The organism is Stenotrophomonas sp. 59, from assembly GCF_030291095.1.
Taxonomy (GTDB): Bacteria; Pseudomonadota; Gammaproteobacteria; order Xanthomonadales; family Xanthomonadaceae; genus Stenotrophomonas; species Stenotrophomonas maltophilia_Q.
In genome coordinates this window covers 824,641-842,452 of the sequence record NZ_CP127408.1, presented here as the reverse complement: position 1 = coordinate 842,452, position 17,812 = coordinate 824,641, and the positions used below count along the sequence as shown (strand labels likewise).

Genomic DNA, 17,812 nt, shown 5'->3' with positions numbered 1-17,812 from the left:
GACCCCAAGCCCGAAACGCAGAAAGCCCGTCATGGGGACGGGCTTTCCGGAAAAGCAGCCGAGCGTGGGCTCGGCTCTACAGTGGGCCGTGGGCGATCAGCCCAGCTTGACCAGCCAGTTGTGGCGGTCCGGCAGGCGGCCGTACTGGATATCGGTCAGTTCCTTGCGCAGCGACATGGTCACTTCGCCGGCCGGGGCGTTGATGTCGCCCACCGAGAAGCCCTCGCCCTTCAGCTGGCCGATCGGGGTGACCACCGCAGCGGTGCCGCAGGCGAACACTTCGGCGATATCGCCGGAGGTCACGCCCTGCTTCCACTCATCGATGGTGACCTTGCGCTCTTCGACCTTCATGCCACGGTCGCGGGCCAGCTGCAGGATGCTCTCGCGGGTGATGCCCTCGAGGATGCTGCCCGACAGTTCCGGGGTGACCAGGGTGCCGTCCTTGTAGACCAGGAACACGTTCATGCCGCCCAGTTCTTCCAGGTACTTGCCTTCGACCGGGTCGAGGAACAGCACCTGCGAGCAGCCCTGCGCCTGCGCCTTCTGCTGCGGCAGCAGCGAGGCGGCGTAGTTGCCGCCGCACTTGGCCGCGCCGGTGCCGCCCTTGGCCGCACGTGCGTACTCGGTGGACAGCCAGATCGACACCGGGGCAACGCCCTTGGCGAAGTACGGGCCAGCCGGGCTGGCGATGACGTAGTAACCGGCCTTGTGCGCGCCGCGCACGCCGAGGAAGGCTTCGTCGCCGATCATGAACGGACGGAAGTACAGGCTGGACTCATCGGCCGACGGCACCCAGGCGCTGTCCACGGCGATCAGCTGCTTCAGCGATTCGACGAAGATCTCCACCGGCAGTTCCGGCAGCGCCAGGCGCTGTGCCGAACGCTGCAGGCGACGGCCGTTGGCATCCGGGCGGAAGGTCCAGATCGAGCCATCGGCATGGCGGTAGGCCTTGATGCCTTCGAAGATTTCCTGGCCGTAGTGCAGCACGGCCGCGGCCGGGTCCAGCTGCAGCGGGCCATAGGCACGCACGTTGGCGTTGTGCCAGCCGGCATCCTTGTCCCAGCGCACTTCCACCATGTGATCGGTGAAGTGCAGGCCGAAGCCCGGCTTCTCCAGGATCTGGGCGCGCTCTTCAGCGCTGCGCGGGTGGTCCGAACGGGTGACGGCGAAGCTGGGAATGGACTGGGACACCGGAGGATTCCTGTTCTGGTTGCGGGTAGTGCCGGGCCCGCGTCACTGCGGGCCCTGGGTCAAAGCATGCCGGTCTCGAGCCGGGCCGCCTCGGACATCATGTGCTGGTTCCACGGCGGGTCGAACACCAGGTCGACGTCGGCCTCGGCCACCGTCGGGATCATTTCAAGCTTGCTGCGCACGTCGTCGACCAGGATGTCGCCCATGCCGCAGCCCGGTGCGGTCAGGGTCATCTTCACGTCGATCTCGCGCTGGCCCTCGTCCAGGTGCTTGATCTCGACCTCGTAGACCAGGCCCAGTTCGACGATGTTCACCGGAATTTCCGGGTCGAAGCAGGTACGCAGCTGCTGCCACACCAGCTGTTCCACCTGTTCATCGGTGGCATCGGCAGGCAGTTCCAGCGGTGCCGGTGCCTCCTTGCCGATGGCGTCGCCGTCCTTGCCGGCGATGCGGAACAGGTTGCCTTCGACGAACACCGAATAACTGCCGCCCAGCGCCTGGGTGATGTACCCATAGCTGCCGGCGGGCAGGGTCACGGTATCGCCCTGCGGGACCATCACGGCCTCGCAATCGCGTTCGAAGTGGACAGGTTCGCTGCTACGGGAATACATGGGGACCGATATGGGGCCGTGGCCGGGGCCACGCAAGACGGCATTCTAGCCCAGCCGCCCCGGCACCGCCGGTGCACCGCCGCAAACCACAGTATCCTGTGGGTGATCTTCAGGGAGCTTCGATGTCCTCCAATGCCGCGCGTGCCAGGACCGTAACCTGGCTCTGGCCCATCATGCTGTTGCTGGGCCTGGTTGTTGCTCCCCTTGCCTGGATGGTGCTGGCACTGATGACCGGCCGGCAGGTCGGCTGGATGGCGGTACTGACCGCCCTGGAACTGGTGTTCATGCTGCGCATGGGTACGCTCGGCCCGGGCCGCCTGCGCATCGCCCTGGTCGTGCTGGGCACCCTGCTGGTAGCCGCCGTGGCCAACTGGACCATCGCCAGCGCCTGGATGGGCGGGTCGATCGGGCTGGACCTGTGGGACGCCAGCCTGCGCATGGGCCCGCACCTGGCCTGGACCCTGATCACCCTGGCCAATGGCGCCATGGAATGGCTGTGGCTGGTCGTGGGTGTTGCCGTGGGAGCCTGGCTGGCGCGCTGAGCGCGCTGGTTGCTACGCCCGCCGGGCATGGCCCGGCGCTACCGGGGATGCGCGGGTAGATCCACGCCATGCGTGGATGCGATGGTAGTGCCGGCTGCTGGCCGGCAGAAGCGTGCGGACCCAGGTCCGCACCCACGCCCGGTAGATCCACGCCATGCGTGGATGAGGGCCTGAAGCATGGGGTCAGAACCCTTTCCTGCGGAAAGGGATCCGACCCCGGGCATCAATGCCCGCCGTCGAGCGCCTTCAACTCGCTCACCAGCGAGGCCGCCGCCTCGGCACCGTCGCCGTACAGCATGCGGGTGTTGTCGGCGTAGAACAGCGCATTCTCGATGCCGGCAAAGCCGGTGCCCTTGCCGCGCTTGATCACCACCACGTTGCGGGCGTTGACCACGTCCAGCACCGGCATGCCGTAGATCGGGCTGGCCGGGTCGGTGCGCGCGACCGGATTGACCACATCGTTGGCGCCGATCACCAGCACCACGTCGGTGTTGGCGAACTCCGGGTTGATGTCGTCCATGTCGGCGATCAGGTCGTAGGGCACGCCCGCCTCGGCCAGCAGCACGTTCATGTGCCCGGGCATGCGCCCCGCCACCGGGTGGATCGCGAACTTCACCTTCACCCCGCGCTGTCCCAGCCGCTGCGCCAGTTCCCAGATCTTGTGCTGGGCCTGCGCCACCGCCATGCCGTAGCCGGGCACGATCACCACGCGCTCGGCAAACGCCATCATCGCGGCCACGTCGGCCGCGTCGATCGGCTTCTGCGAACCGCTGATCGCCTGCGCTTCGCCACCGGCCGTGCCACCGAAGTTGGAGAACAGCACGTTGCGGATCGGCCGGTTCATCGCCTTGGCCATCAACCGGGTCAGCAGGATGCCGGCCGCGCCGACCATCATCCCGGCGATGATCAACGCCTCGTTGCCCAGCACGTAGCCTTCGAAGGACACCGCCAGGCCGGTGAACGCGTTGTACAGCGAGATCACCACCGGCATGTCGGCACCGCCGATCGGCAGCGTCATCAGCACGCCCAGCGCCAGTGCCAGCACGAAGAAGGCGACGATGGACCAGGTACTGAGCGTGCTGGCCGCGATGATCGCCAGCACCACCACCGCCAGCGCCACCAGCAGGTTCATCACCTGCTGGCCGGGCCAGGTCACGCGCTTGTCCAGGCGTCCGTCCAGCTTGGCCCAGGCGATCACCGAGCCGGACAGCGACACCGCGCCGATGGCCGCGCCGACCACCGCCAGCAGCAGCACCGTGCCCGATGGCTGGCGCGCGGCCAGGTCGGCCAGCGCCTGCGCGCTCCAGTGGCTGGTATCGCGGTTGGCCAGGAACGCATAGCGCAGCAGTTCCACCGCGCCGATCGCCGCCGCCGAGCCACCGCCCATGCCGTTGTACAGCGCCACCATCTGCGGCATGTCAGTGATGGCGACCTTGCCTGCCGACCACCAGGCCAGGCCCGCGCCAAGCAGCAGCGCCACCAGGATCAGCGGCACGTTGTGCAGTTCGGGCAGGAAGAAGGTGGCCGCCGTGGCCAGCAGCATGCCCAGCCCGGCCCAGCGGATGCCGCTGTGCGCGGTCAGCGGCGAGGCCATGCGCTGCAGGCCGAGCAGGAACAACGTGGCGGCGACGAGGTAGCTGGCCTTGACCAGCCAGTCGAGCAGTTCGACGGTACTGATGTTCAAGCCTGCGGCTCCTTCGGTTCGTCCTTGGCACCCTTGGGCGCGCTCGGCTTGAACATTTCCAGCATGCGCGCGGTGACCACGTAGCCACCGGCCGCATTGCCGGCACCGAGCACCACGGCAAGGAAGCCCAGGGCTTTCTCCAGCGGCGTCTGCGCGTGTCCCAGCACCACCATCGCGCCGATCAGCACGATGCCGTGGATGAAGTTGGAACCCGACATCAGCGGGGTATGCAGGATCACCGGCACCCGCGAAATGATCACGTGGCCGGCGATGGCCGCCAGCATGAAGATGTACAGCGCTACGAACCCGTCACTCACTGGCAACGCTCCCGCTCTGTCTTCGTCGGCCCATCATAACCACGGGCTGAACCCGGCGCGCGCCCACGGTCAACCGAAGCCGCGCTCACGCGTTGTCGATGGTGACCCCGAGCGAGGAACCGTACCCTGTGCTGGTGAGCAGCCCTGTCCCCCCGAGCGCCGAGACCGATGCCCTGCCGGCGTCGCTGGAAGCGTTCCTGGCCAGCGTCGGCCCGCGTGCGTTCCGTTTCGCCGAGGCTGGTCTGCGCCAGCGCGACGACGCCATGGACGCGGTGCAGGACGCGCTGATGCGCATGCTGGACTATGCCGACAAACCTGCCGCCGAATGGGCGCCGCTGTTCTGGAGCATCCTGCGCCGGCGCGTGATCGACCTGCAGCGCCGACGCCGCTTCCGCCTGCCGTTCTGGCGCGACAACCAGGACGCGGAAGGCGGCGAGATCGATTGGGCCGATCCCGGCCCGGACCCCGCACAGGCGCATGAACAGCGCCAGCAGTACCAGCAGCTGGTGGACGCGTTGCGCACCCTGCCCGCCCGCCAGCGCGAAGCCTTCACCCTGCGCGTGCTGCAGGACCTGGACGGGGCCACCACCGCCCGCGCCATGGGCTGCAGCGAAGGCGCGGTAAAAACCCATCTGGCACGCGCCCGGCAGGCGCTGCAGGACTACCTGGAGACCCACCCGTGAACCGCTCCCTGCCCTCCGATGACATCCTGCGCAGCCTGCACGCGCAGTCGCTGCAGGCGCTGTCGCCGGCCACACTGGCACGGCTGCGCCAGGCCCGCCACGGCGCCAGCGCGGCCCGGCACGGGCGCCTGCGCTGGTGGCTGGCCAGCGCCTGTTCGCTGGTGGTGGCACTGGGTATCGGCCTGCAGTTCAGCGGCCACAGCCCCCTGTCGGGCCCAGCGCCGGCCCCGGTGCTGGCCTCGGTGGAAGACAACAGCGCGCTGTACGACGAAAATCCCGATCTGTACCTGTGGCTGGGCGATACCGACCTGGCGATGGAGTGAACCATGCCCCGATTCAACCTGCTGCCGCTGCTGTTGACCCTGTCGCTGCTGCCGGCCGTCCCCGCGCTGGCGCAGACCGCTGCACCCGCTGTACCCGCTGCGGCTCCACGCCCTGTACCGGCCGCACCGCTGCCGGCGTGGGAACAGCTGAGTGAAGCCCAGCGCGAATCGCTGCTGGCACCGTTGCGCGACCGCTGGAACGGTGCCGATGCCGGCCAGCGCCAACGCATGCTGTCGCACGGCCAGCGCTGGCAATCGATGAGCCCGGAGGAACGCGACAAAGCGCGCCGCGGCCTGCGCCGCTTCGAGCACATGAGCCCGGAGCAGCGTGAGCAGGCCCGGGCACTGTTCGGCCAGATGCGCGACATGCCACCGGCGCAGCGCGACGCCCTGCGCGAGCGCTGGTCGCAGATGACGCCGGAACAGCGAAAGGACTGGGTGCGCGACAACCCACCGCCGGCGAAGCCGCGGTAACGCCTCCGCTTCGGTAGCGCCGGGCCATGCCCGGCGGATTTCCGCATACCGCTGCGCTCGCCGGGCATGGCCCGGCGCTACCGACTCACGCCTGCCAGCGTGTCTTGGCCAGCAACTCGTCGTCCCAGTCGAACGCCAGCTGCCCCTCGCGCACGAACAGCGCGACGAAGTTCAGCAGGTTGCGCGCATACATCTCGCTGGCCTGGGTCGCACCACGACTGGCCAGGCCCAACGGGCCGTCGATGGTCACGCCCTGGTGTTCGATGCATTGCCCCGGCCGGGTCAGTGCGCAGTTGCCACCGCTCTCGGCGGCCAGGTCCACGATCACGCTGCCGGTGGCCATGCCTTCCACCATCGCCACAGTGACGATTGTGGGTGCCGGGCGCCCCGGTACCGCCGCCGTGCAGATCACCACATCCACGCCGCGCAGGTGGTCGGCCAGGCGGCGCTGCTGCTCGGCACGCTCCTCATCGGTCAACGCGCGCGCGTAACCACCCTCGCCGGCCGCGCTCACCCCCAGGTCGAGGAAGCGGGCGCCCAGCGACTGGATCTGCTCGCGGGTTTCCGGGCGCACGTCGAAGCCTTCCACCTGGGCACCGAGGCGCCGGGCAGTGGCAATGGCCTGCAGCCCCGCCACGCCGGCACCGATCACCAGCACCTTGGCCGGACGCACGGTGCCGGCAGCGGTGGTCAGCATCGGGAAGAAACGGGGTGCGCGTTCGGCGGCGATCAGCGCGGCCTTGTAACCGGCCATGCCGGCCTGCGAACTGAGCACGTCCATCGCCTGCGCACGGGTGGTGCGCGGCAGCTGCTGCAGCGGGAACAGGTGCAGGCGGTCATCGGCAGCCAATGCCGCCAGGGCCGGATCACTGGCAGGAGTCAACAGGCCAACCACGGTGGCACCCGGCTTGAGCTGTTCCAGCACCGCCGCCGCCGGCGCCTGCACGCACAACAGGATGTCGATTTCGGCCCAGCGGCTGGCATCGAACGCGCGGGCACCAGCATCGTCATACGCTGCATCGGTGAAACCCGCGGCCAGTCCGGCGCCGGACTCGTACCACACAGTGATGCCCAGGGCGCCGAGCTTGCGCGCGGTCTCCGGCGTCAGCGCCACGCGCCGTTCGCCCGGCGCGGTTTCCTTGATCCCCAGCAACGCCACGGCCATGCAGGTCCCCGCTGATCGGTGAGTTTTCCCGATCCTAGCAGGCGGCTCCACTCAGTGCAGCGTGGCGCTGCCCGGGTCCAGCCGATCGATCACACCCTGCATGGCGCTGTCGAACGCACCGTCATCCACATGGGCGCGCAGACGTCCCAGCCGCACCATCACTGCCAGTTCTTCCGGCGAGGCCACGCAGAAGCGCACGCCACGACGGTTGACGAACAGCAGGCGCGAGGAAATCGGGCTGACCCAGGACAGCTTGCCGGCCTGCACCTTGCCGTCCTTGTCGACGAAGTCCAGCCAGTTGCCGATCTCCATGCGGCGGAAGCGATCGGCGTCGGCGTTGTCGAAATCGTCGGCATCGATCTGGCCGCTCAACTCCACCGCCGGCGATTCGGCTACCGGTGGCGCGGGCAGTGCGACCTGCGGCAGTTCCGGCAGCCCGCGCTGCAGTTCCGGCCGCGATTCGGCAATGCCCTGCAGGGTGTCATGCAGGGCATCGATGGCGCCGGTGGCGGCGTCGCCATGCACGCCAACGCTGGCGAACACCTTGGCCAGCACCGGCTGCCAGGCCTGCAGCCACGGCTTGCCGACGATCTGGCGGCGGGCCTCGGCCACTTCCTCCAGCAGGCCGTCGCCCAGGCTCAGCGCCTCGGCCACCGATGCGCCCTCCTCGCCCTCGCGCAGCAGCGCCAGGGTCAGGTGGTGCTGCCACGGCTGGCGCAGGAATTCGGCGATGGCCGGCGGCAGGGTGGCATCACCAATGCGGCGGTCCAGTTCGGCGCCGGCGCGGGTGCGGGCCATTTCCAGTTTTTCCTGGCCACGCTGCGTTTCGGCGGCGCGGCGCTCGGCGATTTCCACGCGACGGCGATGCTGCACCAGGAACTCGCGGAATTCTTCTTCCAGGGTCAGGAAGATCGCCAGGTTCTCGTTGAACTCGGCGACCAGGCGCTCGATGATCTCCTCGACCTTGGCCATCAGCATGCGCTCGGCCTGGCTTTCGCCGGTGTTGCCTTCGCAGGCTTCGGCCAGCGAGTTGAGCAGCTTGCGCGCCGGATGGGTCTTCTGCACGAACATGCGGCGGTCGAGCATGGCGACCTTGACGAACGGCACCACCAGGCGGCCGATCAGCTCGCGCGAGCGGCCTTCCAGTTCGCGCTCGTCCAGCATCACGTCGAACAGCATGCCCACCAGGTCGATCGCATCCTCGTCCTGCGGGTCCAGCCGGGTCTGGCCCGGATCGACACCGAGACGGGTGGCGCTGGACAGCACTTCGCTCTTCAACCGCTGCGCGAGTGATTCGCCGTCCTCGCCGATCGCCGCGCGCAGGGTTGCACTGGGCGTGGCCTGCAGCAGCGACAGCACCGACATCATCTCGCGCTGGCTGAGCGGACGCTGCTGGCCGATCGCCACCTGTGCGGCCGACGTCGCGTCCTCGCGCACGTGGCGGGTCTGCTGCAGCAGTTCGTGCAGCGCCTCCAGCAGCATGCCCTGCTGGCCTGCATGGGCCTCGCCGGTGCCGCCGTCTTCGGCGCCCAGGTGCTGCTGCATGTGGCCACGCCGCTCGGACCAGCGCGCGGCAAAGCGCTGCGCCCAGGCCGGTGCAGCCTGCTCGTCATCACCGAATTCGCCGTCCAGGCCCGTGCCCGGGCGCTGCTCCACCAGGTCATCCAGGCCCGAGGCCATGCGCGGGTCGGGTGCAGCCGACAGTGGACGCTGCGGCGCTCCCATCTGCGACATCACCCCGGCCGCGGCCAGTTGCTCGTCCAGCTTCTCGTAGATGCGACCCACCGGCGCGCGCAGGTCGCGCTCGCACAGCTTGATCAGCACCAGGTGCACTTCCGGGGCCAGTTCGCAGCCGGCAAAGGCTTCGTGGATGGCCACGCCCAGGTGTTCGGGGCTGATGGGATTATGGTCGGCATCCAGTTCGGCGCCGCCGATCAGACGGCCCAGGCGGCGGTCGAGCCGCGCCAGCACCGGCTTGAAGTCGCGCAGCAGCACAGTTGCGAAATTGCGCACCGCCAACCGCGACTCCAGCACGTGCTCCGCCAGCAGGCTCAGGCCATCCTCGGCTGGGCCCGACAGCGTCGATTCGGCCGACATGGGCTCACCACTGGCCAGCGCATCCCAGGCCCGCTGCAGGTGGCCAGAGAAGGCACCGGCAATGTCCTCGCGGCGGCGGCGCAGTTCACGCATCGCATCCAGGAACAGCAGCTGCGACGAACCGGCATTGCCGGCCCGATCAAACAGGGCATCGTCGAAGCGCGCCAGTGCAGCGCCAAAGGCCTGGCACAGCGCGGGCAGGACCATGTCCCGGGCAAGCTGGAGCTGGGCCGGGTCACGGCCCGGCGATCCCATCGGTGTGGGCGCGCTCATCATTCGGGAAGGCTCCCCACCTTCTCTGGTACGACAGACAACGTGGACATCGCGACAACCGGCACACCCCATGTACCGGTACGTCGATGGTAGGCCGGCCAGCCCGTCACGGACAGTGAAACAGTCCTCACTTCAAACCTCATGACCGGCGGCCCGGCAAGGTAGATATCGTAAGCCGTGCAAGGCCTGCGAGGCGAGGGGAAGCGGCCGTCCGTTTCCCGCCAGTGGCATGACGTTCATCACAGTTTGGTATTCAAAGGCCAGACGCGACACAGACGGTGTCTTTGACCACCCCGACTATAATCAAACCTCCGTGATGACCGGTTCAGACTCCATGCCCGACCCCGCCGCCCTGCTCGCCCTGGATGCCCGCCGCTCCGTGCCTTCGCGGCAACTGGCCGAGCCCGGCCCGGACCCGGCCACTCTGCAGCGGATGCTGGCTTCGGCCGTGCGCGTGCCCGATCACGGCAAGCGCGTGCCGTTCCGCTTCCTCAAGATCGCCGGCGATGCACGTCACACTCTGGGCGACTTCCTGGCCGAGCGCAGCCGCCAACGCCACCCGCACGCCGGCGAGGCTGTGTTCGAAAAGGACCGCCAGCGATTCAGCCATGCGCCGCTGGTGATCGTGGTGGTGGCCAGCCCGCGCCCGGACCCGAAGGTGCCCGAACAGGAGCAGCTGATGACCGCCGGCTGCGTCTGCTTCGCCCTGCTGCAGGCCGCGCAGGCGCTGGGCTTCGGCGCGCAGTGGCTGACCGCATGGATGGCCTTCGACCCTGCCGTGCACGCCTACCTGGGCCTGGCCGAGGGCGAAGGCATCGCCGGTTTCATCCATATCGGCACGCCGAAAGCCGCCGTCCCCGAACGCGAGCGCCCCGATCCGGCGGCCCTGCTGCGTGACTGGACGCCGCCGGCATGAGCCTGCCGGCAGCGCCGCCCTCGCTGTACCTGGTCGACGCCAGCATCTACGTGTTCCGCGCCTGGCATTCGCTGCCGGACCAGTTCCAGGACGCGCAGGGCTGGCCGACCAATGCCGTGCACGGCTTCGCCCGCTTCCTGCTGGACCTGCTCGAGCGCGAGCGCCCGCGTCACATCGCCATCGCCTTCGACGAAGCGCTGGACAGCGGCTTCCGCCACCGCCTGTACCCGGCCTACAAGGCCAACCGCGACCCGGCGCCGGAGGCGCTCAAGCGCCAGTTCGTGCACTGCAAGGCGCTGTGCGCGGCGTTGGGCCTTGCCGTTCTGGCCCACCACGAATACGAGGCCGATGACCTGATCGGCAGCGCCCTGCATGTGCATCGTGGCAGCCACCGCGGCGTGATCATCTCCGCCGACAAGGACCTGTCGCAGCTGCTGCTGGACCACGACGAACAGTGGGACTACGCGCGCAACCAGCGCTGGGACGTGGCCGGGGTGAAGGCACGGCACGGCGTGCATGCGCACCAGATCGCCGATTACCTGGCGCTGTGTGGCGACGCGGTGGACAACATTCCTGGTGTCAGTGGCGTCGGCAGCAAGTCCGCCGCCGTGCTGCTGGCCCATTTCGGCAGCATGGACGCGCTGTACGAGCGACTGGATGAAGTACCGTTCCTGCGCCTGCGTGGCGCCGCGCAGATGGCCGTGCGCCTGCGCGAGCAGCGCGAGCACGCCCTGCTCTGGCGCCAGCTGACCACCATCGCGCTGGACGCACCGCTGGAAGGCAGCCAACCCGGCCTGCTGCGCCAGACCGCCGATCCCGAGCTGCTCGGCGGCCTGTGCCAGACCCTACGCTTCGGCCCGATGACCCGCCGCCGGCTGTTCGATGCCGCCGGCGTGCCCGATATTCTTCCCACCCACAGCGAGCCCGCATGAGCCAGCGCAACACCGAAGCCCCGCGCGTCGTCTATGAAGGCAAGTACCAGCGCATGCTGGTGCGCGGCACCTGGGAGTACAGCGAACGCACCCATGCCGGTGGCCTGGCGGCGATCATCATCGCGGTCACCCCTGACGACAACGTGCTGTTCGTCGAACAGTTCCGCGTGCCGCTGCAGGCGCCCACCATCGAGATGCCGGCCGGCCTGGTCGGCGACATCGATGCAGGCGAATCGATCGAAGTTTCGGCCGTGCGCGAACTGGAAGAAGAAACCGGCTGGACCGCCGATCACGCCGAAGTGCTGCTGATCGGCCCGACCTCCTCCGGCGCCAGCAGCGAGAAGATCGCCTTCGTGCGTGCCACCGGCCTGCGCCGCGTTGGCGAGGGCGGTGGTGACGACAGCGAAGACATCATCGTGCACGAGATTCCGCGTGCCCGGGCGGCAGCCTGGCTGGTACAGAAAATGGGCGAAGGCTACGAGCTGGATGCCAAGCTCTGGGCCGGACTGTGGATGATCGAGCACCATCTGGACGGACGCCCGCGTGGCTGACGCCGATCTGCACGCGCTGCCTGCGCTGCTGGGCGCAGACGACCCGGCGATCCACACGATCCACCGGCCGCAGGGCGGCTCGCCGTTCCTGCTGCTGGCCGACCATGCCGGCCAGCGGGTGCCGCGTGTCCTCGCAGGCCTGGGCTTGCCGCAGGCCGAGCTGGACCGCCATATCGGCTGGGACATCGGCATTGCCGGCACCACCCACGCACTGTCCGAACGGCTGGATGCCTGGGCGATCGAACAGACCTATTCGCGGCTGCTGATCGACTGCAACCGCCCGCTGGCGTCGCCAACGCTGATTCCGGAAGTGAGCGACCACACGGTGGTGCCAGGCAATGCCGGGCTGTCGGCAGCGCAGCGGCAACAACGCATCGAAGCGATCCACGCTCCCTACCACGCGCGCATCGACGCCGAGCTTGATGCACGCCGTGATGCAGGCCGCCCCACCCTGCTGGTGATGATGCACAGCTTCACCCCGGCGATGAACGGCATGCAGCGGCCGTGGCATGCCGGCGTGCTGTACCACCAGGACACGCGTTTTGCCCATGCCCTGCTGCAGGCACTGCGCGACGAGGGCGACCTGGTGGTGGGTGACAACGAGCCGTATTCGGTCAGCAGTACCAGCGACTATGCGGTGCCGGTGCATGGCGAAGGCCGTGGCCTGGTGCACGTGGAGCTGGAGATCCGCCAGGACCTGATTGCCGACGTGGCCGGGCAGCTGGCGTGGGCGGAGCGGCTGGCGCGGATCTTCAGCGCATTGCAGCCGGAGTTGCTGGCGTTCGGTTGAACGTCATCCACCCGACCGAAGCCCGGTAGCGCCGGGCCACGCCCGGCGAGCCGCATCGCGGCGGCGCAACGGAATGCCGCCGGGCATGGCCCGGCGCTACCGCAGCGTAGGCGCCTCCATCCACGGGAACGGCTTGTAGCCACGCACCTGCAGCGTCGCGCCGATGTCGGCGAAGTCATCCTTGATCGCCTGCGCACGACGCCGATCCAGCGCTTCACCCAGCAGCAGCGGTAACGCGCGGCAGCGCGCCAGTGCATCGCCCACCGGAATCTCCAGCAGGCGCGCCACGCGCTGCGCCGCCGCTTTGATCTGCGCCTCCGGGCACGCGTTCAATGCCAGATCGAAGGACGCGAAGATGCCTGTGCCCACACCCGCCTCGCGCGCAGCCGCCTGTTCCGCAGCTTCCGCTTCGCCCAGGGCCTCATCGATGCCTTCGACCTGCTGGAACGCGTCGTACTCGGCGTAGTACGCCAGCGCCTGCGCGTAGTCCCGCAGCGAAGACAACGGGCGCTGCCGCTTCTGCACGTCGAGCACATCCGCAAACGTCGCAGGCTCCAGGAACGTGCCCAGGCCCAGCGCGCGCGCTTCAGCCGGAACCTCGCTGTCCTCATCGAAGGCGGCATCCTCATCGGGTGGCAACCAGAAGCGCGCCTGCAGCAGGTCGTCATCGGTGGCGTGCACCCAACCGAAGGAGCCGTACACCCCATCATCATCGTTGCAGGCTGCGAAGGCATGCAGGGTCTGTTGCAGGTCCAGCAGTTCGATCATGCTTCGTTGCTCAGGCAGGTAGTCGCAGCCGAGTCTACCGGCGCCGGGCGCAGGCCCAGCGCGATGACCACGCCGAGCGCGGCGAACAGCGCGGCGCCGTACTGCGCATTGACCATGCCCTGCAGGGCATCGGCACTGGTTGCTGCCTGCGTGCCGCGCGCGGCGTTGGCCACCATCACCAGCACCGCCAGCCCCAACGCGCCGCCGATCTGCTGTGCGGTGGCCGCCATGCCGGACGCCACACCCTGCTGCGGACCCGGCACACCCTGCCCGGCCACGATCCACATTGCTGTCCAGCTCATGCCCTGGCCCACGCTGAGCACCACGATGCCCGGCAGCAGCGGCCAGTAACCGGCGCCATGCGGCATCGCCAGCGCCACCGCAGCGATGCCGATGGCACCCGCGGCGAAGCCCCAGGCCAGCACCTGCCTTGGTGAACGACGCCGCAGCATGCGCTCGGCAATACGGATGCCGAAGGTGCACACCAATGTCGGCAGCAGGAAGGCCATGCCAGCCTGCAGCGGGCTCCAGCCGTAGCCATCCTGGAAGTAGAGCGCCAGGAAGTAGTACTGCACGCCATAGCTGCTCATGAAGGCGAAGGTCAGGCCGAGTGCCGCGCGCAGGCCAGGCAGGCGCAACAGCGAAAACTGCATCAGCGGGTCACGGCTGCGCTTTTCGATCTGCACGAAGACCGTCAGCAGTACCGCTGAAAGCAGCAGGCAGATGAGCGTGGCCGGTGCAGTCCAGCCCCACTCCGGCCCTTGCACCAGCGTGGTGACCAGCAGACTGCCGCCGGCGGTGACGGTGAGGCAACCGGCCAGGTCGAAGGAGCGGCCGCGTACCTGCGGGCCATCGGCCGGTAGCCATGCACCGGCAGCCACTGCGCATGCGGTGGCCAGCGGCACGATCACCGCCAGCACTGCCGGCCAGCCAAAGGCCTGGGTCAGCACGCCGCCGAGCAGCGTACCCAGCGCCAGGCCGACCGCGCTGGCCATGCTCCAGATCGCCAGCGCGCGGTTGCGCACCGGGCCTTCGGCGTACAGCGTGTTGATCAGCGCCAGCGTCGCCGGGAACAGCAACGCCGCACCGACGCCCTGTGCGGCACGCGCGATGATCAGCAGGGTCGCATTCGGCGCAAGCGCGCCGAGCAGCGAGGCCAGTGCGAACAGCAGCATGCCCAGCCGGTAGAAGCGACGGCGCCCGATCAGATCGGCGGCACGCCCCCCCAGCAGCAGGCTGCCACCAAAGGCCACGGTGTAGGCACTGACCACCCACTGCAGCTGTTGCGCGTTGATCTGCAGCGCGCGGCCCATGTCATGCAGGGCGACGAAGATGATGGTGGCGTCCAGCGCGATGATCAGCTGGGCGGTGGCCAACAGGGTCAGCGCCCAGCGTGGATATTTGAGGGGAGGCATCGGCGGATTGAAGCGGTGGGGGGAGCGCAGTCTCATTGATGCGGACAATTCAATAAACCCCTTGTCACCCATATCTGTCATGATTTTCCGCATGAATGGAGCCTCGATGGACCTCAATGCGGTGCGCATGCTGGTGCAGGTGGCTGAAGCGCGCAGCTTCACGGTGGCCGCCGGCCAGCTCGGCCTGAGCCAATCCGGCCTGTCGCGCGCGATCGGCCGGCTGGAGGCCACGCTGGGGGTGAAGCTGCTGCAGCGGAATACCCGCAACGTGGCGCTGACCCCGGATGGCCGCCAGTTCGTCGAACAGGTGATGCCGCTTCTGGCGGGCCTCGACGATGCCGAGCGGCAGCTGGCCGACCGCCCCTGCACCCCCTCGGGCACCTTGAAGATCAGTGCACCATCGATGTTCGGGCGCAAGGTGCTGGTGCCGATGCTGGCACCGTTGCTGCAACAGCATCCGCAACTGCAGGTGGAAGCGGTGCTGAGCGACCGCCTGGTCGATCTGGTCGAGGAAGGCTTCGATGCCGCGCTGCGTACCGGCGTCATCGCCGACCAGCGCATTGTTGCGCGGCCCTTGCGGCCGCTGCGCTGGGTGACCGTGGCCAGCCCGGACTACCTGGCCCGCTGCGGCGCGCCGGTCGATGTGACCGCGCTGCGGGATCACGCCTGCCTGGCCGTGCGCAACCTGCGCAGTGGCCGCGTGGTCGACTGGCAGTTCCTGCAGGACGGCCAGCTACGGGAAGTCACGCCGCCGACGCGGATGGTGTTCGACAGCGGCGATCCACTGGTGGAAGCGGCCATCGCCGGCATCGGCATCGTGCAGGTAATGGATTTCGCGGTGGCCGACGCGCTGGCCGATGGCCGGCTGCAGCGCGTGCTGCAGCCGTTCGAAGGCCGCAGCCGTGCGTTGTCGTTGATCTACCCGCCGTCGCGGCAGCACTCACCGAAACTGCAGGTGCTGGCTGACGCGTTGCTGGCCGGGAACTGGTAGATCCACGCCATGCGTGGATGAGGATATAGAGCAGGAGCAGCCAGGCATGGCCTGGCTCTACTGATCGGCGAAGCACGGTAGATCCACGCCATGCGTGGATGAGGATACAGAGCAGGAGCAGCCAGGCATGGCCTGGCTCTACCGATCGGCGAAGCACGGTAGATCCACGCCATCCGTGGATGATTCCGCACGGGGTCAGAGCCCTTTCCATGGGAAAGGGCTCTGACCCCTTCGGCATTACGCAAAGCTATCGGTGGCGCGCACCAGCGCGTCCACGTTCTCGGCCTCGAACGCCGAATGGCCCGAAGCCGGGGTGATTTCCAGCTTCGCCTTCGGCCACACCTTGGTCAGGTCCCAGGCGTTGGCCAGCGGGCAGACCACGTCGTAGCGGCCGTGCACGATCACGCCCGGAATGTCGGCGATGCGGTGTGCGTCGCGCAGCAGCTGGTCTTCCACCTCGAAGAAGCCGCCGTTGACGAAGTAGTGGTTCTCGATACGGGCAAACGCCAGCGCGAAATGCGGGTCTTCGTGGCTGTTGATGAAGTCATCATCGACGTGCAGGAAGCTGGTCGCGCCTTCCCACACCGCCCACGCCTTGGCCGCTTCCAGGCGGGTGGTCTCGTCTTCGCTGGTCAGGCGGCGGTGGAAGGCCGAGATAAGGTCATGACGCTCCACCAGCGGAATCGGCTTGAGGTAGTGCTCCCACGCATCCGGGAACAGGCGGTTGGCGCCTTCCTGGTAGAACCATTCCAGCTCCCAGCGACGCAGCATGAAGATGCCGCGCAGGACCAGTTCGGTCACGCGCTGCGGATGGGTCTCGGCATAGGCCAGCGCCAGGGTCGAGCCCCAGCTGCCACCGAACACCTGCCAGCGATCGACCTTCAGGTGCTCGCGTAGCTTCTCGATATCGGCGACGAGGTCCCAGGTGGTGTTGTCCACCAGGTCCGCATGCGGGGTGGAACGGCCGGCACCGCGCTGGTCGAACAGGATGATGCGGTACTTCGACGGGTCGTGGAACTGGCGCATCTTGTCGCTGCAGCCGCCGCCCGGGCCACCGTGCAGCATCACCACCGGCTTGCCGTCCGGGTTGCCGCACTGTTCGAAGTACAGCGTGTGGCGGTCGTCGACCTTCAGGGTGCCGACGTCGTAGGGGGTGATGGCGGGGTACAGCGTACGCATGCTTGCAGCTCCAGGGTGATGCCCTGCCGGGGCAGGAGAACCTCCATTCTAGGCCGGTCGCCGTCCCAGGGTGATGCGGTCGCGCTGCTCCAGGTCCTGCACGGTCTGCACGTCGGCAAAACCGGCGGCGTCGAACAGCGCGCGGATCGCCTCGCCCTGGTCCCAGCCGTGCTCGATCAGCAGCCATCCACCGGGCAACAGACGCGCCGGGCCACCGTCGACGATGCGGCGGATGTCATCCAGGCCATCCCGACCCGAGGCCAGCGCGGTGGCCGGCTCGAAGCGCAGGTCCCCCTGTTCCAGGTGCGGATCGTCGCTGGCGATGTACGGCGGGTTGCTGGCAATCAGATCAAAGCGCGCGCCCTGCAGCGGCGCGTACCAGTCGTGCCCCCCCTGGGCGAAGCGCACGTTGCGCAGTTCATGGCGCGCGGCGTTGCGCGTGGCCACGGCCAGCGCGCCCGGGCTGGCATCGGTGGCCAGCACCTGCGCCCGCGGCCGTTCGCTGGCCAGCGCCAGCGCGATCGCACCGCTGCCAGTGCCCAGGTCGGCCAGCTGCAGCGCGCGGTCCGGCGGCAGTCGTTCCAGCGCCAGCTCGACCAGCAGTTCGGTTTCCGGGCGCGGTATCAGCGTGGCCGGGTCGACCTCCAGATCCAGCGTCCAGAAACCGCGGCGCCCGGTCAGGTAGGCCACCGGCTCACCAGCCACGCGACGGGCCAGCAACGCCTCTAATGCGGCCTGGTCATTGGCGGCCAGCGGATCGGTGGCGTGCGCGAACAGCCAGCTGCGCGGGCGCTCAAGCACATGCAGCAGCAGCAGTTCCGCCTCATGGCGGGCTTCAACGCCGCCGAGTCGGGCGCTGGCCTCGGCCACCACCTGGCGCAGGGAGGGTTCGGTTTTGACAGACATGCCG

19 protein-coding genes are annotated in these 17,812 nt (G+C 68.4%); 9 read left to right on the top strand and 10 right to left on the bottom strand.

Translation table 11 applies throughout. The annotated features are described in order from the left end of the window. Positions 1-96 precede the first annotated feature (96 nt). The gene (locus QP552_RS03735; protein ID WP_049428774.1) at positions 97-1,191 is read right to left on the bottom strand and encodes a branched-chain amino acid aminotransferase; all 1,095 of its coding nucleotides are present in this window, start codon (positions 1,189-1,191) and stop codon (positions 97-99) included. 59 nt (positions 1,192-1,250) lie between these two features. Beyond that, complete coding sequence (gene sufT / locus QP552_RS03730) at positions 1,251-1,802, bottom strand: putative Fe-S cluster assembly protein SufT (protein WP_012479222.1); 552 nt, start codon at positions 1,800-1,802, stop codon at positions 1,251-1,253. A 122-nt stretch (positions 1,803-1,924) separates the two neighbouring features. Here sufT and QP552_RS03725 point away from each other — a divergent pair, with 122 nt between their 5' ends. Further along, on the top strand, positions 1,925-2,344 hold the full coding sequence (locus QP552_RS03725) for a hypothetical protein (protein WP_111112372.1): 420 nt from the start codon (positions 1,925-1,927) through the stop codon (positions 2,342-2,344). A gap of 223 nt (positions 2,345-2,567) precedes the next feature. On the opposite strand, the gene QP552_RS03720 is transcribed toward QP552_RS03725, so the two are convergent. Together QP552_RS03720 and QP552_RS03715 are read right to left on the bottom strand one after the other, a co-directional pair. Next, positions 2,568-4,028: an NAD(P)(+) transhydrogenase (Re/Si-specific) subunit beta gene (locus tag QP552_RS03720; protein WP_286075032.1), complete on the bottom strand. Its 1,461-nt coding sequence runs from the start codon at positions 4,026-4,028 to the stop codon at positions 2,568-2,570. Continuing rightward, complete coding sequence (locus tag QP552_RS03715; RefSeq protein ID WP_049428770.1) at positions 4,025-4,345, bottom strand: NAD(P) transhydrogenase subunit alpha; 321 nt, start codon at positions 4,343-4,345, stop codon at positions 4,025-4,027. The genes QP552_RS03720 and QP552_RS03715 overlap by 4 nt, the downstream gene beginning before the upstream one ends. Positions 4,346-4,443: 98 nt before the next feature. On the opposite strand from QP552_RS03715, the gene QP552_RS03710 reads away from it, so the two are divergent. The 3 genes from QP552_RS03710 to QP552_RS03700 are packed head-to-tail and all read left to right on the top strand — an operon-like array spanning position 4,444 to position 5,825. Further along, positions 4,444-5,028 (top strand): RNA polymerase sigma factor, encoded by a 585-nt coding sequence (locus QP552_RS03710; RefSeq protein WP_106550882.1) that lies wholly within the window; start codon positions 4,444-4,446, stop codon positions 5,026-5,028. After that, the gene (locus QP552_RS03705; protein ID WP_106550881.1) at positions 5,025-5,351 is read left to right on the top strand and encodes a hypothetical protein; all 327 of its coding nucleotides are present in this window, start codon (positions 5,025-5,027) and stop codon (positions 5,349-5,351) included. Before QP552_RS03710 ends, QP552_RS03705 begins: the two co-directional genes overlap by 4 nt. A 3-nt stretch (positions 5,352-5,354) precedes the next feature. Next, on the top strand, positions 5,355-5,825 hold the full coding sequence (locus tag QP552_RS03700; RefSeq protein ID WP_106550880.1) for a DUF3106 domain-containing protein: 471 nt from the start codon (positions 5,355-5,357) through the stop codon (positions 5,823-5,825). An 85-nt stretch (positions 5,826-5,910) separates the two neighbouring features. On the opposite strand, the gene QP552_RS03695 is transcribed toward QP552_RS03700, so the two are convergent. Further along, positions 5,911-6,990 carry an NAD(P) transhydrogenase subunit alpha gene (locus tag QP552_RS03695; protein WP_286075031.1) on the bottom strand — a complete coding sequence of 360 codons (1,080 nt, stop codon included), beginning with the start codon at positions 6,988-6,990 and terminating at the stop codon, positions 5,911-5,913. A gap of 51 nt (positions 6,991-7,041) precedes the next feature. Continuing rightward, positions 7,042-9,363, bottom strand: coding sequence for a DUF1631 domain-containing protein (locus tag QP552_RS03690; RefSeq protein ID WP_111112376.1), 2,322 nt, complete (start codon positions 9,361-9,363; stop codon positions 7,042-7,044). Positions 9,364-9,694: 331 nt separating this feature from the next. Between QP552_RS03690 and QP552_RS03685 the strand changes: the two genes are divergently transcribed. The 4 genes from QP552_RS03685 to QP552_RS03670 are packed head-to-tail and all read left to right on the top strand — an operon-like array spanning position 9,695 to position 12,549. Beyond that, positions 9,695-10,276 carry a nitroreductase gene (locus tag QP552_RS03685; protein ID WP_286075030.1) on the top strand — a complete coding sequence of 194 codons (582 nt, stop codon included), beginning with the start codon at positions 9,695-9,697 and terminating at the stop codon, positions 10,274-10,276. Then, a complete protein-coding gene (locus QP552_RS03680) occupies positions 10,273-11,208 on the top strand; it encodes a 5'-3' exonuclease H3TH domain-containing protein (RefSeq protein WP_286075029.1) in 936 nt (311 codons plus the stop codon). Before QP552_RS03685 ends, QP552_RS03680 begins: the two co-directional genes overlap by 4 nt. Continuing rightward, positions 11,205-11,759 carry an NUDIX hydrolase gene (locus tag QP552_RS03675; RefSeq protein WP_111205164.1) on the top strand — a complete coding sequence of 185 codons (555 nt, stop codon included), beginning with the start codon at positions 11,205-11,207 and terminating at the stop codon, positions 11,757-11,759. The genes QP552_RS03680 and QP552_RS03675 overlap by 4 nt, the downstream gene beginning before the upstream one ends. After that, positions 11,752-12,549 (top strand): N-formylglutamate amidohydrolase, encoded by a 798-nt coding sequence (locus QP552_RS03670; protein ID WP_286075028.1) that lies wholly within the window; start codon positions 11,752-11,754, stop codon positions 12,547-12,549. Before QP552_RS03675 ends, QP552_RS03670 begins: the two co-directional genes overlap by 8 nt. Positions 12,550-12,645: 96 nt before the next feature. On the opposite strand, the gene QP552_RS03665 is transcribed toward QP552_RS03670, so the two are convergent. Together QP552_RS03665 and QP552_RS03660 are read right to left on the bottom strand one after the other, a co-directional pair. Then, positions 12,646-13,317 (bottom strand): hypothetical protein, encoded by a 672-nt coding sequence (locus QP552_RS03665; protein ID WP_286075027.1) that lies wholly within the window; start codon positions 13,315-13,317, stop codon positions 12,646-12,648. Further along, on the bottom strand, positions 13,314-14,732 hold the full coding sequence (locus QP552_RS03660) for an MFS transporter (RefSeq protein ID WP_106550873.1): 1,419 nt from the start codon (positions 14,730-14,732) through the stop codon (positions 13,314-13,316). Before QP552_RS03660 ends, QP552_RS03665 begins: the two co-directional genes overlap by 4 nt. 106 nt (positions 14,733-14,838) lie before the next feature. On the opposite strand from QP552_RS03660, the gene QP552_RS03655 reads away from it, so the two are divergent. Further along, positions 14,839-15,723, top strand: coding sequence for a LysR family transcriptional regulator (locus QP552_RS03655; protein WP_111112382.1), 885 nt, complete (start codon positions 14,839-14,841; stop codon positions 15,721-15,723). 237 nt (positions 15,724-15,960) lie between these two features. On the opposite strand, the gene pip is transcribed toward QP552_RS03655, so the two are convergent. After that, on the bottom strand, positions 15,961-16,902 hold the full coding sequence (gene pip / locus QP552_RS03650; protein ID WP_286075026.1) for a prolyl aminopeptidase: 942 nt from the start codon (positions 16,900-16,902) through the stop codon (positions 15,961-15,963). A gap of 48 nt (positions 16,903-16,950) precedes the next feature. After that, entirely contained in the window at positions 16,951-17,808 is an 858-nt protein-coding gene (prmC, locus tag QP552_RS03645; protein WP_111112384.1) for a peptide chain release factor N(5)-glutamine methyltransferase, read from the bottom strand. Positions 17,809-17,812: the final 4 nt, after the last annotated feature.